Source organism: Candidatus Goldiibacteriota bacterium HGW-Goldbacteria-1 (assembly GCA_002839855.1).
In the GTDB taxonomy this organism is placed as follows: Bacteria; Oederibacteriota; PGYV01; order PGYV01; family PGYV01; genus PGYV01.
Genome location: PGYV01000006.1, coordinates 38793 through 56408, shown reverse-complemented (window position 1 = coordinate 56408; position 17616 = coordinate 38793). Strand labels below are relative to the sequence as shown.

General features: G+C 44.3%; 6 protein-coding genes. All 6 read right to left on the bottom strand.

Annotated features, from left to right (window positions below):
• Window positions 1-32 precede the first annotated feature (32 nt).
• Entirely contained in the window at window positions 33-3149 is a 3117-nt protein-coding gene (locus CVV21_07615; protein PKL91443.1) for a hypothetical protein, read from the bottom strand.
• Window positions 3150-3252: 103 nt separating this feature from the next.
• Window positions 3253-6504, bottom strand: a complete 3252-nt coding sequence (locus CVV21_07610) for a hypothetical protein (GenBank protein PKL91442.1) — start codon at window positions 6502-6504, stop codon at window positions 3253-3255.
• 3 nt (window positions 6505-6507) lie between these two features.
• Window positions 6508-7995 (bottom strand): hypothetical protein, encoded by a 1488-nt coding sequence (locus tag CVV21_07605; GenBank protein PKL91441.1) that lies wholly within the window; start codon window positions 7993-7995, stop codon window positions 6508-6510.
• On the bottom strand, window positions 7992-8474 hold the full coding sequence (locus tag CVV21_07600; protein ID PKL91440.1) for a hypothetical protein: 483 nt from the start codon (window positions 8472-8474) through the stop codon (window positions 7992-7994). The genes CVV21_07605 and CVV21_07600 overlap by 4 nt, the downstream gene beginning before the upstream one ends.
• A 636-nt stretch (window positions 8475-9110) precedes the next feature.
• Complete coding sequence (locus tag CVV21_07595; GenBank protein ID PKL91439.1) at window positions 9111-13826, bottom strand: hypothetical protein; 4716 nt, start codon at window positions 13824-13826, stop codon at window positions 9111-9113.
• 345 nt (window positions 13827-14171) lie between these two features.
• The gene (locus CVV21_07590; GenBank protein PKL91438.1) at window positions 14172-17594 is read right to left on the bottom strand and encodes a hypothetical protein; all 3423 of its coding nucleotides are present in this window, start codon (window positions 17592-17594) and stop codon (window positions 14172-14174) included.
• Window positions 17595-17616: the final 22 nt, after the last annotated feature.

Below are 17616 nucleotides of genomic sequence, written 5' to 3'. Positions count from 1 at the left end.
GCGGGTGACGAAACTATAACAATATTAAAAAACTATTTTTTAAACGCGTATTCGTTGTTTTTGTCTTTGCGGAAAACGCGTAAAAAGGTTACTTTTAAATTGTGCATCATAACGGTAAATACCGGTATCATAAAAAGAGTTACCACCGTGGAAAATATCAGACCCCACGCAAAAACAAGCGCTACAGGTTTTAAGAATGGGTCGTTTGCGCCGAAAAGGCCGTATCCCAGCGGCAATAAACCGGCCGCGGTGGTTGCGGTTGTAAGAAAGATAGGCCTTAACCTTGATATTGCACCGCTTAAAACAGCTTCTTCAAAAGCAATCCCGCTTTTAATATTTTTGTTTATAAAATCCGTCATTATCAAAGAGTTATTTACAACCACGCCTGACAGCCCCACAAACCCCATAAACGCTCCGAATGATACAGGCATGCCGTGAATTGCAAGCGTAAGCATAACTCCCATAAATCCAAAAGGTATTGCAAGCATTATAATAAACGGCTGAATCAGTGAATTAAAAAGCGTGGCCAATATAATGAATATAAGGAATAATGCCACGGCAAAAGCGTTCCCCAAAGACCTGAACGTTTCCCGCATCTCTTTAAACTCCCCGCCTGTTATAAATTCAACATCCGGATATTTCATCTTAAGCGCCGCTATTTTTTCAAGCAGTTTTGAATTTACGCTGTTTACGGTTGTTTCTTTTTTATCAATAGACCCCAGAACACTTATTGCCTTTTTTGTATCCTTGTGTTTAAGCACGGAATAGCTGTAGCCTTTTTCTATTGATACCAGATTCTTCAGGGGTATATTTGCGCCTGTCCTGTTTGGGATTTTCAGGGACAGCAGGTCATCTAATGATTTTATCTCTGAATCTTTTGCCTTTACTATGACGTCTATATCTTCCCCGTCCCTCTTTATTGATGTTACTTTTACGCCCGCTACTGCTCCGCGCAGCATCATTCCTATATCCGACAGCATAATACCGGCCTGTGACGCTTTCTTTTCGTCCATGATAAGGCGCAGTTCTTTCTTTCCCTGTTCAAGGTTAGCCGATATTTCAGTGACCCCGCTGATGGTTTTCGCGGCCGTAATAAGTTCCAAAACCGCAGGCTGAAGTTTTTCATACGAATCGCCCACAACCGAATAATCAATGTCATTTCTTCCCGGTCCGCCTTCTCTGGTGACTCCGGATATTTTTATGTCGGTTACACCTTCGGGCTTGCCTACAAACTGCCTGACCGCGCTTATCACGTCATTGGTGTCTTTGGTTTTTCTTTCAGCTTTTAATTTCAGATAAATTTCTATCTGCGCAAGATTGCTGCCGGTTTCGGGCTGCCCCTGGGAATTTGGATACTTTCCTATATAGTAGAAAATTGTTTCCACGTCATCTTTTAAAAGATTTCCGTCAAGCTTCTGTTCTATCTGCCTTACAACCTTATCCGTATCCGTTATGGAAAAAAGATTATCACACTTTATTTTTATGTTTATGGCGTCAGTTTCCTGGCTGAAAAATTCCACCCCTTTCATCCCGCCCGCGAAAACCGCCCCCAGGAAAATAACCATCATAACACCGATAAATTTCCATCTGTGTTTAAGAACCGGGGTAAGAACTTTCAGGTAAATATTTTTCAGTGTGTTTGTAAATGAATCCTGCAGCGGGGCCAGCCTGCCGGAACCGCCAAACTGCCCGAAATAAGCCAGATGCGAAGGCAGTATTATGTAGCATTCCATCAATGACGCGGTAATAGCTATAATAATCGCCGTCGGAATAGGCGCCAGAAAACTTCCAAGCACACCGCCTACCATTAACAGAGGAAAAAACGCGGCTATAGTGGTTGCAACTGACGCGGTTACGGGAATTACCATTTCCGCGGCCCCGTCAACAGCTGACTGCATGGCGCTTTTTCCCATTTCCATATGCCTGAAAACATTTTCCCCCACAACTATGGCGTCATCTACAAGAAGCCCAAGCGCCATAACAAAGCCAAAAAGCGAAAGCATATTATAGGATAATCCAAGCGCTTTTAAAGTTATAAGCGCAAGTCCAAATGCCACAGGAAGGCCAAGCGCGGTCATTACGGCTATTGACGGCCTTAGCATCAAAAGCAGGATGGCTACAACCAAAAACGCCCCGGCTATGCCGTTTGAAAATACAATATTAAGCCTGTCTTTGACAAATAATGATGTGTCATTGGAAAATTTTATCCTGACCGACGGCGGTATAAGAGTTTTTATGCTTTTTATATTTTCTTTTACATCCCTGCTGATACGAAGCGTGTCATCGCCGCTTGTTTTAAGTATTGTAAAGAGTATCGCGGTCTCTCCGTCCGCCCTTGTTAAAAAGTCTGAATCAGAAAATCCTTCATAAACATCCGCCACGTCAGCAATATTTATGTATCTGCCCACATCGTTTGACCTTAGAATCACACCGCCGACATCTTTGCTGTCTTTAATTTCCGCAAGGGCCCTGATGGAATTCTCATAACCGTCAAACACCTTATTGCCGGCGGGTATTGAAATATTCCTGTTTTTAAGGGCATTGGCAATGTTAAAAAGAGTAACGCCGTACTTTCTTTCCTTTTCCGCGTCAGATTCAACCCATATAACTTTGTCATAATAACCAATTTTATCAACCTTTGTAACGCCGCGGATTTTAGACAGTTTGTTTTCTATAAATTTTGCGGCTTCTCTTAATTCGCCGTAATTGCTTCCGCCGGAAACGGAAAGCTGTATTACCGGAAATTCATCAGTTGTAAGTTCGCTTACAACCGGGTCCTGCGCGTCAGCGGGCAGAGTGCGTATTTTATCAATTGCACCTTTAATGTCATTTAAAATAACAGAAGCGTCTTTAATTCCCGATTTTAAAGTGATACTTACTATTGAAACCCCTTCAGATGATGAAGATGTAATACTGTCAATACCCTTTATGCCGTCTATTGCCTCTTCTATCGGGGTGGTAATAAGTTTTTCAACTTCCTGCGGCGCGGCTGACGGATAAAGAGTCTGTATCACTATCAGCCCGAATTTGATTTCAGGCAGAGCTTCTTTGGGCGAAGTAAGAAAAGTATAAAAACCCGCGGCAGTCACAAACACAGCCAGAAGATTTACCAGTATGTGTTTCTTGGCAAAAAATTCAATTATCTTCATGTTCACCCCTGTAAATATATAGTGGAAAAACCGTAAACGGCCTTTCCACTATATTATAACATTCAGCCTGTTATGCCCGGTAAAATAAATCCGGGATTTCCATTTAACTTATCTTCTGACTGCTTTCTTTCTTACTGAAAGCCTTTTTCTCTTCCCCGCCTTTTCCAAGTTTTCTTTTTATGGAAATTTTAAGATTATTAACAGTTACCATAAAACTTGGAATAATGAACAGCGTTACAAAAGAGGCAAACAGCAGCCCCCACGCAAACACAACCGCCATAGGCGTAATCATAGGGTCATTTCCGCCAAACCATCCGTATCCCAGCGGCATAAGCCCGATTACCGTGGTGAAAGTCGTAAGCACTATCGGCCTTAATCTTGTTTTAGACCCTTCAATAATCGCGTGTTCAAAGGATTTTCCTTCCGCAATCAGGCCGTTTATAAAAGAAACCATAATAAGAGAATTATTTACAACAACACCCGTTAAACCCACAAACGCCATGAATGCCATAAATGAAATTGACATGCCGTGGAATACAAGCGTCCACATAACGCCTATAAACCCAAAAGGTATGGCAAGCATTATTATAAACGGCTGAACAAGCGAGTTAAACAGCGTCGCAAGGATAATAAATATCAGAAAGAGCGCGACAACAAAAGCTTTTCCCAAATCCTGAAAACCTTCCGCCATAGCTTCCTGCTCGCCGCCTGTTTCAAAGCGCACATCTTTATATTTTTCTTCAAATTCCTTAATAACGCCTTTCATCTTCATGTTAAAAAAGTTAACATTTATATTTGGTTCTTTTTTTATCTTTGTTTTTTCAGTTTTATCCGCTTCTGCTTTAACGACGTTTGATTCGCCTTTGTCTTTTTTAACGGGTTTTTTAAGAGTTCCAATTACCGATACGCTCTTTTTGCCGTCAATATGCTTTAACTGCGAATATGTTGTGCCCTGTTCAACTTTCACGATTTCCCGCAGCAGAATCCTGTTGCCCATCATGTTTGGCACCTTTAACTGAAGCACATCATCAATAGTGGCAATTGACTGTTCGTTCACCCTTACTTTAACCTCTATGTCTTCGCCCAGTTTTTTAATGGTTTTCAGTTTAAAACCGGCTATCGCGGACCTCATTATTATACTTGCCTGCGTAAGGTTTACCCCCGCCCTTGAAGCTTTTGCTTCATCAACAACAAACCTTAATTCTTTTTTGCCCTCTTCAAAATCCGTATTTAAAGAAGCAACAGGGTTATAAAACGCGGCGGAATCTTTTTTAGTATCGGCAAAATTAATCTTTTTTACCGCTTCCATAAACTCTTCTGAAACCGCAACCGCCCTGTCAAAACTGTCCGCGGATATGGCGACATCAATTTCTTCGCCTGACGGCGGGCCGCCTTTAACAACTTTAATATCAAGGGTCTTTACGCCTTCCGGCATGCCTATGCGGTTTCTTAACGTTTCAAGTATCTTATTGGCGTCTTTCGTCTTTCTGTTATCTTCTATATGAAGAATTACCGCAATATTTCCGATATTCGGGGCAAAAGTCGGCGGGCCGTTTGTGGAATTCCACATACCCACAAAACTGTTAACCGCTTCAAGGTCTTTTGGATCAAGCTCCAAAACTATTTTTTCTATATCTTTGACAATTCTTTCCGTATCATCCACTGAAAACTCTTTATTAGTTTTTAGTTTTATCTCTATTTCATTTACCTGTGAATCAGTAAAAGAAAAACCGTTTCTCATTTCAAGCCCTATTCCAAAAATAAACATAAGGGCTATCAGAACCGCGGTTGTACCCCTTTTATACAGGGATATTTCCAGAAGTTTGCCGTATTTTTCCTTAAGCACTTCAAACCAATGCTCCTGTAACTGTTCGCCTTTACCGCGCGTTTTCTGCTTTACAAAATCCGCCAGATGAGAAGGCAGAATAAAGAAGCATTCTATTACAGACGCTGCCAATGCAATAATTATAACTTTGGGGATGGCAGATAGGAATTCTCCCATCATGCCGCCAATCATCATCAGCGGCGAGAATGCCGCGATAGTGGTTGACACAGAAGCAATAACCGGCATTATCATTTCCGATGTCCCGTCCACAACGGCGTTATATGTATCCTTTCCCATTTCCATATGCCGGTAGACATTTTCTCCGACAACAATCGCGTCATCCACAAGCATACCCAGAACCATTATGAAACCGAAAATTGACATCATGTTGAACGAAATGCCCAACTGGTTTGTTGCAAAAAATGATATTCCAAAAGCCACCGGAAGGCCAAGCGCGGTAAAAACAGCTATGGATGGGCGGAGCAGAAGCATAAGCATGCCCACAACCAGCAGCGCTCCAAAAGCGCCGTTTGAATAAAGCACATCCAGCCTGTCCTGAAGGTAAATGGACATATCATTGGAAAATGAAACTTTAATATCGCCGTTGAATTCTTTTTCAAGGTTAAGCGCTATTTCACGGACCTGCTTTGCTATTTTAATGCTGTCTTTGCCCTGATTTTTTAAAACATCAAACAGAACAGCCCTTTGGCCCTGCGAACGCAGGTACATATCTTCGTCCTGAAAACCGTCAATTACTTCAGCGACATTTTTTACCTGAAGTTTTCTGCCCGCATCATTAGAACGTAAGATTACATTTTCAACATCTTCTTTGCTGTCCATGGGAGACAGGAACCTTACCGCGTATTCATACCTGTCAAACGTCTTGTTTCCCGCGGGCATTGAAATATCCCTGTCCTGCAGTGTTGAAATGAAGTTAAAAAGCGTAAGGCCGTATCTGTCAAGTTCGTTCTTGTCTACATCTATCCAAAGGGCTTTGTCGTAATAACCCCACATTTCAATTTCACCCACACCCTTTACTTCCAGAAGCCTTTCTTCAAGCCTTTTTGAAGCTTCCCTAAGCTGTGCATAATCTTTGCCGCCGGAAACAGAGACATTAATAACCGGAAAGATATCAGACGCAATCTCAAAAACATTGGGGTCCATTGCTTCGTCCGGCAGATCGCTTATAGCATCAACCGCTTTTTCAATATCATCAAGAGCCTCTTTGATATTAGCGTCAGCGACAAGTTCTATTCCTATCATTGACATGCCTTCAGATGTCCAGGAAGTGATTTTATCAATCCCGTCAACATCTTCTATGGCGTTTTCAATGGGTATGGTGACAAGCTTTTCAACTTCTTCGGAACCAGCCTGAGGATATACGGTTGTTATTACAATATAACCCATCTGAATATTTGGAAACACTTCCTTTGCGGATGTAAAGAACATAAAGAAACCGATTAACGTGATGAAAACCGCCACTAAATTTACTAAAATACTTTTCTTTACAAAATAACGTATCAGGCCCATGAATTACTCCTTGTCTTTAAGGTATTCTTCAAAATACCCGTTATATTTTCCCGAAATTTTACTCCAGTTATTTACCGCCTGAATATATGTAATAAAAGAACCTATCTCGCTTAACTTTGCGGTTGAAGCGTCTGTCTGCGCCATTAACAGTTCCCTTGTTGAAGACCTGCCCTGTTTAAAATCTTTTTCTTCTATACCAAGCCTTTTATTCTGAAGTTCTGTGGCTTCTTTTTTCTTTTCATAATCATTTTTAGCGGAAAGCAGTTTTCTGTACCCGTCCCTTATCATTATCTTCATCTGCCTTCTTAAAAATTCATAATCTTCCCGGGCTTTCTTCAGTTTTTCTTCTGTCTGGCTTTTTGCGGCTATGTTTCCCCTGTTAGGAAATGAATATTTAAGATTCACGCCCACCATAAAGTTATTGTAATTATTTGTGGACAGAGTATCAAACGCACCGTCCATATCTGTTCCAAGCCCGTCAATTCCATAGCTGCCGATAAGGTTAAGTTCCGGAAGCATGTCCGCGAATTTCATATCATCTTCAATTCCGGTCATATCCATCCCCAGCTTTGCCATTACAACTTCGGGCTGAAAATCAACAAGGGTTTCTTCCATTTGGGAATTCAGTCCGCCGGGAATCTCTATTTCTTCAACAGCGCCTGTCATTTCAACTTCTATATTTTCCCACTGCGCGTCAGAGTAACCCGCAAGGTTCAAAAACTGTTCTTTGGCAAACTTAAGCTGATTCTCGGCAGGTGTAATGCCCGCTTCAGCCGATAATAAGGAAGCCTGCGTCTGATAAACATCTTTTGTTTCCCTCATTCCTATCTGCTTTAAATTCAGCGTTTCCTTATAGAACTTGCTTGCGTCTTCGTACAGCTTTTTCTGTGTTTTCAGCATTTCATCGGACATATATACAAAATAAAACGATTCACGCAGGGCTGATATCTGATTATAAACAGTATTTTTCAGGGCTTCTTTTGAAAGAAGGATGGATTTTTTCCCTATCTCAATGGCTTTTTCATCAGGCCTGCCCCATACGCCTTTTAACAGAGGCTGAGAAAGGGATATTGAAAGCGAAGGGTCGTATGTTTCTGCCGGCCCTAAAAACGCCGCCATCATGGGGTCAATATCACCATAAAGCATTGTGGTTCTGTCGTTTGTAAGTTTTAACCCAAGAAACCCGCCTGTGAATATTTTCTCTGAAAGCCCCACATTATATGAAAGGACTTTTAATTCGGACGGCGAAAGCGGGGAAGTTGCAAGGTCCCTCTGTTCTATATAATTGACGCCGGCATCAAGCATTACATCAAACATGCCGTATGTCTGTTCTACCACCGCTTTTGAAATTTTATAGTCCGAATACGCTTTTGTTATGGATGTATTTTTTTCAAAAGCGTTTTTTAAAGCGTCATTAAATGCCAAAGGCTCCGCCGATACCGTGCCCGCGATAAATACCGCGCTTAAAACCAGTGCTATTAATCTTTTCATTTTTCTCCTCCAAAGTTATCCGGATGTATATTATTTTCCAAATTTGACCGTAATTCAGTAAGCAGTTTTATAAGCTGCCTTTTTTTAGCATCAGAAAAGTTCTGATAAATATCTTTAACCCTGTGCGCTTTTTTCATTCTTAATACAATATCCGAAAGAAGCAGCACGCCCTTATCGGTAATTTCCACCTGCACAGCCCTTTTGTCTTTATCGCTTGAACTTTTCTTGGCGTAATTTTTTCCTATAAGGCGCTGAACAGCCCTTGAAACAGCAGGCGCGTCCTGAAGCGTAATATCGCCAAGCGCCTTCTGCGTAAGCGCCCCTTTGCTTCCAAGTATCATCATTATCTGCCATTGCTCCGGGGTAAGGTTATACCTCATAAGCATTCTTGCCCCTTCCCTGCGCATCATCATGCCCGTGCGGTAAAGGTTCCAACCCACCTGGTTATTCAGGCTTTTATCCTTTTTCTGTTCTGTCATCTCAACCTGCTCTCCTTCCGCTAATTTACAGTTAACGGAATGTTAATACTTGTCTAAGCAACTATATTGTTGTTCGGACAAGTATATATATTATCCCGCCTGATGTCAACAGAAATTATTTGTTCAGACAACTGTTTTTTTAACAACTGAGGCTTGGAAGCTTGGATGGTTAGAGGCTTGGGAAAACACGAGGGACGGAGGGACAGATGCACGGAGGGACGGTTTAAAACGCGAGGGGCGGCGGGTCAGTTTGTTTTGGCAGTGGTAGCCGCGTCCTTTCAGGGCGCGTTGTTTTGATTTAATTCACAGATTAAAATCAACTGCCGCACCTTAAAAGGTGCGCCTACCAAACATTTAATACCAGACAACAAAAGAACCGGACAGCGAGGGAACGCCGTCCCTACAAGTTCCAAGACAAGATAACTGCCGCGGGCTAAAGACCCGCGTCTACCAGGACAAAAGATCCAGAACATAAAGAAAAAATCAACTACCGCACCTTAAAAGGTGCGCCTACCAAACATTTAATACCAAACAAAAAGAGCCGGACAGCGCGGGAGCGCTATCCCTACAAGAGCAAAAGCAAAAACGCGCGGACTCTATGTTGCCAAGCATCTAAGCATCTAAGCGTCCAAGCCTCTATTTAATAATTATAATCTTCTGCACCCTGCTTCTTGTTTCGTCGCCCTGTTCTCCGGCTAAAAGGACAAAATAGTATGTGCCGTTGGATAAAGTTTCAAGGTGTTTGGATTCGTATTGTATGTATCCCCTGTTCACAATCTGCGTAAGGGCATCACGTTCGTACGATACTTCCCTTATTAATCTGTATGACGATGAATATATCCTCAACGAAAGGCGTTCTGTATCCGGCTGCGCTATTTTAAATGATATCCTTACATAGTTATAACGCGACGGGTTAAACGGATTTGGGTATGGCAGTACTTCTGTAATTTCCTGTTTGTCCGCGGGAACCTTTGTATATGTCGGTGTTGCTGTAAAGACAGGCGTTTCTGTGGCCGTATAAGTAAACGTGTGTGTCTGCGTAAAAACAGGAGTTTCTGTAAGTGATGATGTATATGACGGTGTCTGTGAGTATGTGGCGGTAAATGTTGCGGTGTATGTATTTGTATGGGTTACGGTATCAGTTGCTGTATTTGTCGCCGTATCAGTAACTGTGTTTGTATTTGTTGCGGTGTTTGTATTTGAGCTTGTATGTGTGTGCGTGGGTGTGCCGGTTTCTGTCGGCGTATCAGTAAACGTAAGCGTGGGGCCGCCGGGTGTAATTGTGTCTGTAAAGGTATTCGTAATAGTAGGCGTATATGTTTCTGTGCTTGTGTTTGTATTTGTTGAAGTATAAGTGTATGTGGCTGTATAAGTATGTGTGAAAGTATCCTGGGGTGTATTTGTATTGGTATTTTCAGGGGTGTGCGTAAACGTGTCTGCAGGAGTTTCAGTATAAGTCTGTGTGAATGTATATGTGTAAGTCTCTGTGGGCGTGTCCGTAAACGTGTGCGTTGACGGCGGTGTGCCTGTAACCGTATCCGAAGGGGTATAAGTTATGGTTGCTGTATGCGTGTCTGTGGCTGTATCAGTTACCGTGTATGTATGCGTGTATGTGGCGGTGTTTGTATTTGTGTCTGTATTTACAGGTGTGTTTGTGGCGGTTTCAGTATATGTGTCCGTGTAAGTGTGCGTGGCGGTATCAGTATAAGTGCTTGTAGATACGGGAGTCTGAGTATAAGTTTGTGTATTTGTATATGTATGCGTATTACTGAACGTACTTGTGGCGCTGAAAGTATATGTGGGTGTCTCGGGGACTGTATTTGTAGGCGTGTTTGTGGGAGGATAATACGTACTTATCCTTATCGCGTTAATAAGCGGCCAGTCCGCGCTTCCCTGAGTAAGATTAATATTTAAAGTGCCGTCTGTAACTTCAACGTAATAAGTTTTTACAAGCGCCGCACGCTGCGCGCCTGTTTCCGCGTATATATCAAGATTGGTTTCAACTGTAAGCGATTCAAGGGCGATATTAAACTGCCTGCATCCCGCAGCCGTGCAGAACCCTTCTGTAAAATGAAGTTCAACTTCAAACATCCCATTTCCCGTATCCGCGTTATACTGTAAAAGTGTATTGCCGCTGCCCGACCACCTTTCGCTTTGATACAGTTCGTCATCATTTGTTAAGGTAATCTCGCCGGTGTACCAGTCATTTGTGGAACCTGCTGTGACATATCCCCACGCGTTGCCGCCGCCATACGCCTGATCCGCAAGCCAGATATTTCCCTGCCCGTCTGTGTAATTATCATTGGACGCGCAGTCAATAAAAAGGTCATCAATCCGCGTGGGCGTGATTGAGGCGGTAAACGTGGCTGTAGGCGTGTTTGTGATTGTATATGTATTTGTATAAGTATAAGTTGCCGTGTTTGTTGCCGTGTCCGTATATGTATAGGTAAAAGTCTTTGTCCATAACGGGTCAGGTGTCTGTGTGTCCGTGGCTGTATAAGTAGAAGTGGCGGTGGGCGTGCGCGTGGCGGTTGAAGTGTGCGTTGAAGTGGGCATCTGCGAAACAAGCACAACTTCAATGGCGGTAATGTTAGCGTTGTCAACAGATGCCGAAAAAGTAATATTTAAGACTCCGTCAGAAACCTGAACGGCGCTAAACACTTTATCCAGCGCCGTGCTTGCGCCGGCTTCGGCAAAAATATCAAAATCATCAAGTACGCGTGTGCCTTCTATAAATACATCAAATACCCTTGCACCCACAGAATAAGCGCCCGAATACGTCTCCGCAAATTTTAAAGTTATATCATAAGTGCCAAAAGGAATGTTATTAAAAGTGTACGCGGACATTCCCCATCTTTCGGTCTGATAAAGCGTTCCCTGCCCTGCAGGCGCGCCCGCAACCGCACCCGAAGGCCCTGCCGCCGTACCCGCGGTGTAACCATAATCCGCCGCCCATATATGCGTTCCGTCATTGTGTGCCGCCCCGCCGCAGTTTACCCTGATGTCGGCAAATGTAGGCGTTACTGTGGCTGTATGGGTATAAGTACTTGTATTGGTTGCCGTTGCTGTATTGGTAAAAGTATATGTTGGATACGCGGGGTCCCAGGTATTGGTATTCGTGGCAGTGGGCGAAGGCGTATAAGTGGGCACGGGATGTACGGAATCATACGCGTGTTTAACAGCCCACACCGCTGTTGCCCTCATATAATAAAACGCCCTTGGTATTGTAAGGTTAACGCGGAACGCTTCGGGTGTCCTAAACCAGTACTGCCCGGTATTCCAGATTGTGTTTAAAAGCGACTGGCCTATATCGTCAGCCTGCGCTTCCATTCCCTGATGAATCATTCCCGCGGCAACGCCCCACGAAGTGCCAACCCAGCATTCTTCTGTCTGGCTTGAAGTTGTGTCTATTGTACCGTTCGCGTTCATTACGTTAATTACACCGTGCGTGCCGTTCCCGAATTTGGCAAAATTATTATCGTATATTTTCTGAAAAGAAGAAACCGCATTGGCGTCTGACACTATTCCGGGAAGCCCAAGCGCTTTGTTATACCACTGACCGCACAGCTGGTCTGACATTATCCTGGTTGGATCATGGCTGTCAGTATCAATCCTGTAATATTGCCCCGTCCACAGCTGTGATTCAAAGTTGGGCTGCGCGAAATCAAACCTGTCCTGATACGTCTGCGCAAGCGCGGTTTCGCCCTTTGCCAGCGCCATTTCTTTTGCCGCAAGCAATGACGCAAGATACAGCCCGCCGCAGTATGAAGTGTCGCCTGTTAAATCCATGTCATCATAAGTCTGGTCTATACCGTTGGAATCCGGCAGCCCGTCGCCGTCCGCGTCCTGCGTTGCGGTTTTTTCCATTGCTATTTTGCACGGCTGCCAGCAGTAATCAAGAAAAGCCGAATCTGTCCTGCCTGTTAAGTGCCAGTCGCGGTAAACCATAAGCACAAGTTTGGAATTTAAATCTTTCCAGTTTGTGGAATCCCTGTACACGTAAGCGTTCCAGCGTGTAAAGACATCGGCCCTTGAACCTATATCGTGCGCGGTTGTCCCTAATCCCGCGGGCCTGTCAGAGCGGTTGTTGTAAACAGAGTCTGAAAATTGTTTTATGCACTGCTTGTCAATTTCCGGCCAGTTCATGAACAAAGCCCATGAACCGTAAAACCTTACGTCTGACGTGCCGTAAAAATCATAAATATATGATTCCAGATGCGAAAACATATTTTCCGAAGGGTTGTCCGCCTGCCCTGAAGCAGCGCCCGCTTCCCAGTATGTGCCTGCGGTAAAATAAATATACATTTCATTTAACAGCATGGATTTAAGCCATTCGGGGTAATTGGGGTTATCGGTTATCCTGTGAATCCATTCATCAAGTTTCTGTTCCCACACAGACCTGTCAGCAAGCGCTTCACGCGCTATTGCCCACGAATTTGTCCCAAGGCGGTTAAAGTGCTGCGTATATTTTCTGTACCACTTGGCGTTATACTGCGACTGTGTTATTGGAATGTCCCACGATAATATTATTGGAATCCTTACTGTCTGACCCGGCGCAAGGGTGACCTTAAAAGCAACCGCGCCTATTGTGTTGCTGCCGACTGTATTTGAAAGCGCGCCGTCCGTGGAAAAATCAGTTTCAAGGGCGGCCCTGTTTGCCGCTGACATTCTTGTGACTGTAACGTTCGCCGATGATAAAGACGCAAGGCAGAACTCACCCTGTGTTTCAAGCGTTGGCGTGCCTGTGCCTGCTTTGTTTAAAACAAGGCCGGTATAATTTCCGTCCGTTACAAGCGAAGCCGAAGAACCATAGGGATTTTCCCACGTTAACATTATTGCCGCGTCATAGTTCTGGGTTGTGGGGTTTGTAAGCTCCCATTCATAAACGCCCACAGGATAACTTACGCGCTGATAATCTTCGGGAATAAGCGGAGAGTATTGCGTCACTTTTGCTTTTACATTAAACCTGCTGCCGGAATAGTTGACCCACGCAAAAGGAAAAAGCGAATTGTAAACAGCCTGCCCTGTGCCTAAGTTAGCAGAATCAAGGCGCTGTACTGTAGCCGCACCTGACGCCGGTTTCTGATACATAAAGAATTTGCAGTTAGTGTTGGCCGCGGTAAAAGTTCCCGTTTCATCGCCGGCGCCAATGTCAAGGCGTGAAAGGTAAAAATCCCCGTTATTTTTCCATGTAATTGTTCCTGCGCCAAAGCCGCCTATAGGCGCGCCGTCGGTATAGCCGGAAGCGCCCACATCGCGCGACCACGCCTGGGTTGGTATTATAGAAGAAGCGCGCAGGCCGGTAATAAAAACAAGCAAAACCATCACTGTAAAAAGCGTTCTGCGCAGCAAAGTTTTCTCCCGATAATATTAATAAAGGCGTATTGTTTAACCGTTTAAACAATATACAAAATTAGGGCAAAAGTGTCAAATGGTTTAAAAGGCGGCAGCTTGGCAGCTAAGTAGCTAGGCAGCTAGGAAAAACATGAGGAACGAAGGGACGGAAGTAAAAACTGAAGGTCGGAAGGTTGGATGGGCAGAGGGTCGGTTTGTTTTAGTCTTGGTAGACGCGGGTCTTTAGCCCGCGGCAGTTGGTCCGTTTTTACATAATCAAATCAAAACAACGCGGGCTAAAGACCCGCGTCTACCAAGACATAAGAATTAACCAAGCCTCTAACCATCTAACCATCCAAGCGTCTACTTCATTATAATCAGTTTATCCACCTTGCTTTTAATTTCGCCTTCGCCGTTATCTGTGGTTAACACAAAATAATACGTTCCTGTGGAAAGGTTTTTCAGTTTTCCCCTGTTTACGCTTCCGGTGTTTATTCCCGGGGTGCAGTTTTGGGATATTTCTGTTTCGCTTATCAGCCTGAACGCCGACGAATATAAACGCAGTTTCACCAACCCTGTACTTTTTGAAAGCTTGTATCTGATAAACATTTTCATCTCGTCAGATTCAGGGTTAAACGGATGCGGGTAAATAAATACATCTGTAATTTCCTGTTTATCCCCTTCCTGAATTGCCGGTGTAAGCGTAACGGTTGGGGTTAATGTGTTTATAATATTTGTAACAGTGGGAGTAACCGTCACCGTGATTGTACGTGTAAAAGTGGCTGTTATAGAAGGCGTAACTGTTGGTGTCGGAGATGTAAATGACGTGATAGTAATTGTCCTTGTAACCGTATTTGTAGCGGAAATAACCGGCGTCAGCGTTATGGTCGGCGTTGCCGTAAAAGTTAAGGACGAAGTAATTGTTATTGTTACAGTGATTGTATTTGTAACTGTCGCGGATAATTCTTCCGTATGCGTTGCCGTGGGGGTTGCTGTCTGTGTTGATGTAGCGGAGACCTCCACCGTCGAAGTTCCTGTTGCCGTTGCCGTCGGCGTCGATGTGGATGATATATCCTGTGTTACAGTTACTGTCGCGGTAGGCGTCTTGGTTATAGTTAACGAAAACACCTCTGTCATTGTAACTGTTGCAGTTGCTGTTAATGTCGCCGTGGCGGATAATACTTCTGTCATTGTAACTGTCGCTGTTGCCGTCGCGGAAATTACCGGGGTAAGTGTTATCGTGGCGGTTGGTGTCTCCGGGGATGCTGTTGAATAAAGGATCATATTGTCAAAATATAACGTCCCTGTATTTCCTGTCTCTGAATTTATAATAAATGTAAGATTGCTAATTGCGTCTATGGGCAGTATCGGGTCAGGGTCCAAATCAAGTGCCCAGTTTATTGTAAACACCAGGTGGTTCATGCCTGTTGTAATATTCTGATTTGCTGTAATAGTCCTGTACCATTTTGAAGTATCATTTGAATCCACAACTAATACAAGCTGATGATAAGTATCTGCCGCGCCCCAAGGTTCTTCGCCGGGCGCGATATAAACATCCATTTCAATGCGTGCAATACCGCTCCAGTCTGACGGAACAAAACCGCCAAGTGATGCTATTCCGTCCTGCCATGCCGCAATTGTTTCAACATCAATCTGAAGCGCGCCTGTCCCCTGCGTAATGGCCGCTGTTTCAATTGTGTTGATGGATATTGTAGAAGCGGTTTCTGTCCAGGCGCCGTTGTAATTTATGGTATCGCAGGTATTAAAAAGCACGCTTACAGGCGTGGGCGTCTGTGTGGAAGTGTGGCTGTTTGTAAATGTTTCAGTGGGCGTGTGCGTAAAAGTAAACGTAGGCCCGCCGGGTGTTATTGTATCGGTATAGGTAAAAGTATATGTGGGCGTGGCTGTCGGGCCCGCGGCAGAGGCGAAAAACGAAGCAAGCAGAGTGTATCGCGACTGGTAGCCCGTTGAATTTTCCGTTACTTCCCATGAATTTTCCGGCCAGCTTGTGTTCCAATCCTTATATGATTTCATGGGCGGCTGATTTTGCGGCGGTTCTATTGTGCCTATATACGAAGCGTCAGGAACAAAGTACCAGTTAGGCCCGCCGGATAATATTCCGGGCGCTGGATTTATATCCCAAACCGTGCCGTGGTGAAACCAGCCGTGATATATCTGCTTTATCGGCTTATCCGCGCCGTAAAGCTGAGACTGTGTAATGTAATTAAACGCGTTAGGGTTGCGCCCGTGAATGTAATGAAGATACTCTTCGCCTGTTTTTAAATATGCCGCAGAAAGCCCGGCGTTAACATTTAACTTATTACCAAAGACGCAAAGATTGCCCCATTCAGATTTGATTCCGTTTGAACCCCAACAGTGATGGCCATCCCAAGTATAAGACTTATATGGGTCGTTATTGCGCTGGCCATAAGCCTGGTTCTGTATACCCTGATTGATTGAATTTTTTACCGCGGTTACAACTGATGACGTGGCGCCCGGCACCAGGCAGTAAGAAATCAATCCCCTTTGAATTTCATAAGAACCGCTTGTTTCAAAATATCCGCTTGTAATCGGATTATGCACTCCGGTAGAAGGCGGGTCATCGTAGTGATCGTCAATATAAGTTCTATAATCTGTATCTCCGGTCAGCCTGTATAGTTCCGCTGCCGACATTATCCTGTGCCCCCTGTCAGCATCAACCCCTTTATTGGCGTTGGCGTTATCAAACCCGGTGTGATTGTAAGTAATATTCGAAGGATTTGCCTGAAGATAAGCCCACGCGTTTTCGGCGGCGATTTGAAGCGCGGCGGAATAACCCGGATAAGCTGCTTCATAAGGCGCAAAAAGGCGAGCGCCTATTGCGAATGACGAACAGCCGGAACCTGTGGCCGCTGTTGAATAGTTGGCATAAAAATACTGCCTGTTCTCTGTTGACGGGTCTCCGATACCGTTTCCTGTTCCGTTTATTCCTGTCACGACAAATGCGCCTGAATAAAGCGCGCCGTTTGTACCCTGCATTCTCAAAAGCCAGTCAAGTTCCCATTTTATTTCATCTAATATATCCGGTACGCCATTGTTAGATTCCGGAATTCCGGTAGCATCCGAAAATGCGTCCGGGTTCCATTCGTAAGCATAAGCCAAGTCCCATACTATAACAGCCATCCAAGATGTGTACTTTCTGTAATCGCCGGCATCGTGCCATCCGCCGGTAATGTCGCGTGCGGTTGCCGCTCCCTGATCGCCGCCAAGTGATGCGTCGTAAAGGCGCGCAGTCTGTTGAGTGGTTGTATGGCAAGCGGCATGTGTCCACGTACCGCCGTGAGCGCCGGTAATTGCCGTACCGCACCGCTGGTAATAATAGGATTTAACAGAGCTTTCAAGAATTGTGTTATACGTATCATCCGCAATATCAAAATCAAATGACTGAGTATTGTTTGTGGTGTCAAATATGTAATAAGTACCGGGCGTTGTATATGCGGAAAAATTTCCCTGCCATACCACATCGCCGGACTGGGAATGTTCCGCGCCGGCATTCCATGCGGTAACGGGGATAGTCATAACCGATATATCATCAGATGCGCGCCTTAATTCCACGCTTGCACCCGGAACGTATGTAACAGCTGCGTTATAACCCGTCCTTGGATCCGCAATCATAAACCATTTGTCGGCAGTTGTCCTGTACCCTATCTGGTCAACGATAATCTGCTCTGTTATCGGCGCACTAATAATGTAAGAGTTTAATATGGAAAGAAGAAATACCGTGGCTAAAACCCGTTTAAGTGTCATCTTTTCTCCTTTGATATAAGGC

Bases quoted from the DNA above. Each gene is read 5' to 3' on its own strand.
- CVV21_07610 (PKL91442.1), bottom strand. From the start codon at position 6,504: ATGGGCCTGATACGTTATTTTGTAAAGAAAAGTATTTTAGTAAATTTA.
- CVV21_07590 (PKL91438.1), bottom strand. From the start codon at position 17,594: ATGACACTTAAACGGGTTTTAGCCACGGTATTTCTTCTTTCCATATTA.
- CVV21_07605 (PKL91441.1), bottom strand. From the start codon at position 7,995: ATGAAAAGATTAATAGCACTGGTTTTAAGCGCGGTATTTATCGCGGGC.
- CVV21_07615 (PKL91443.1), bottom strand. From the start codon at position 3,149: ATGAAGATAATTGAATTTTTTGCCAAGAAACACATACTGGTAAATCTT.
- CVV21_07600 (PKL91440.1), bottom strand. From the start codon at position 8,474: ATGACAGAACAGAAAAAGGATAAAAGCCTGAATAACCAGGTGGGTTGG.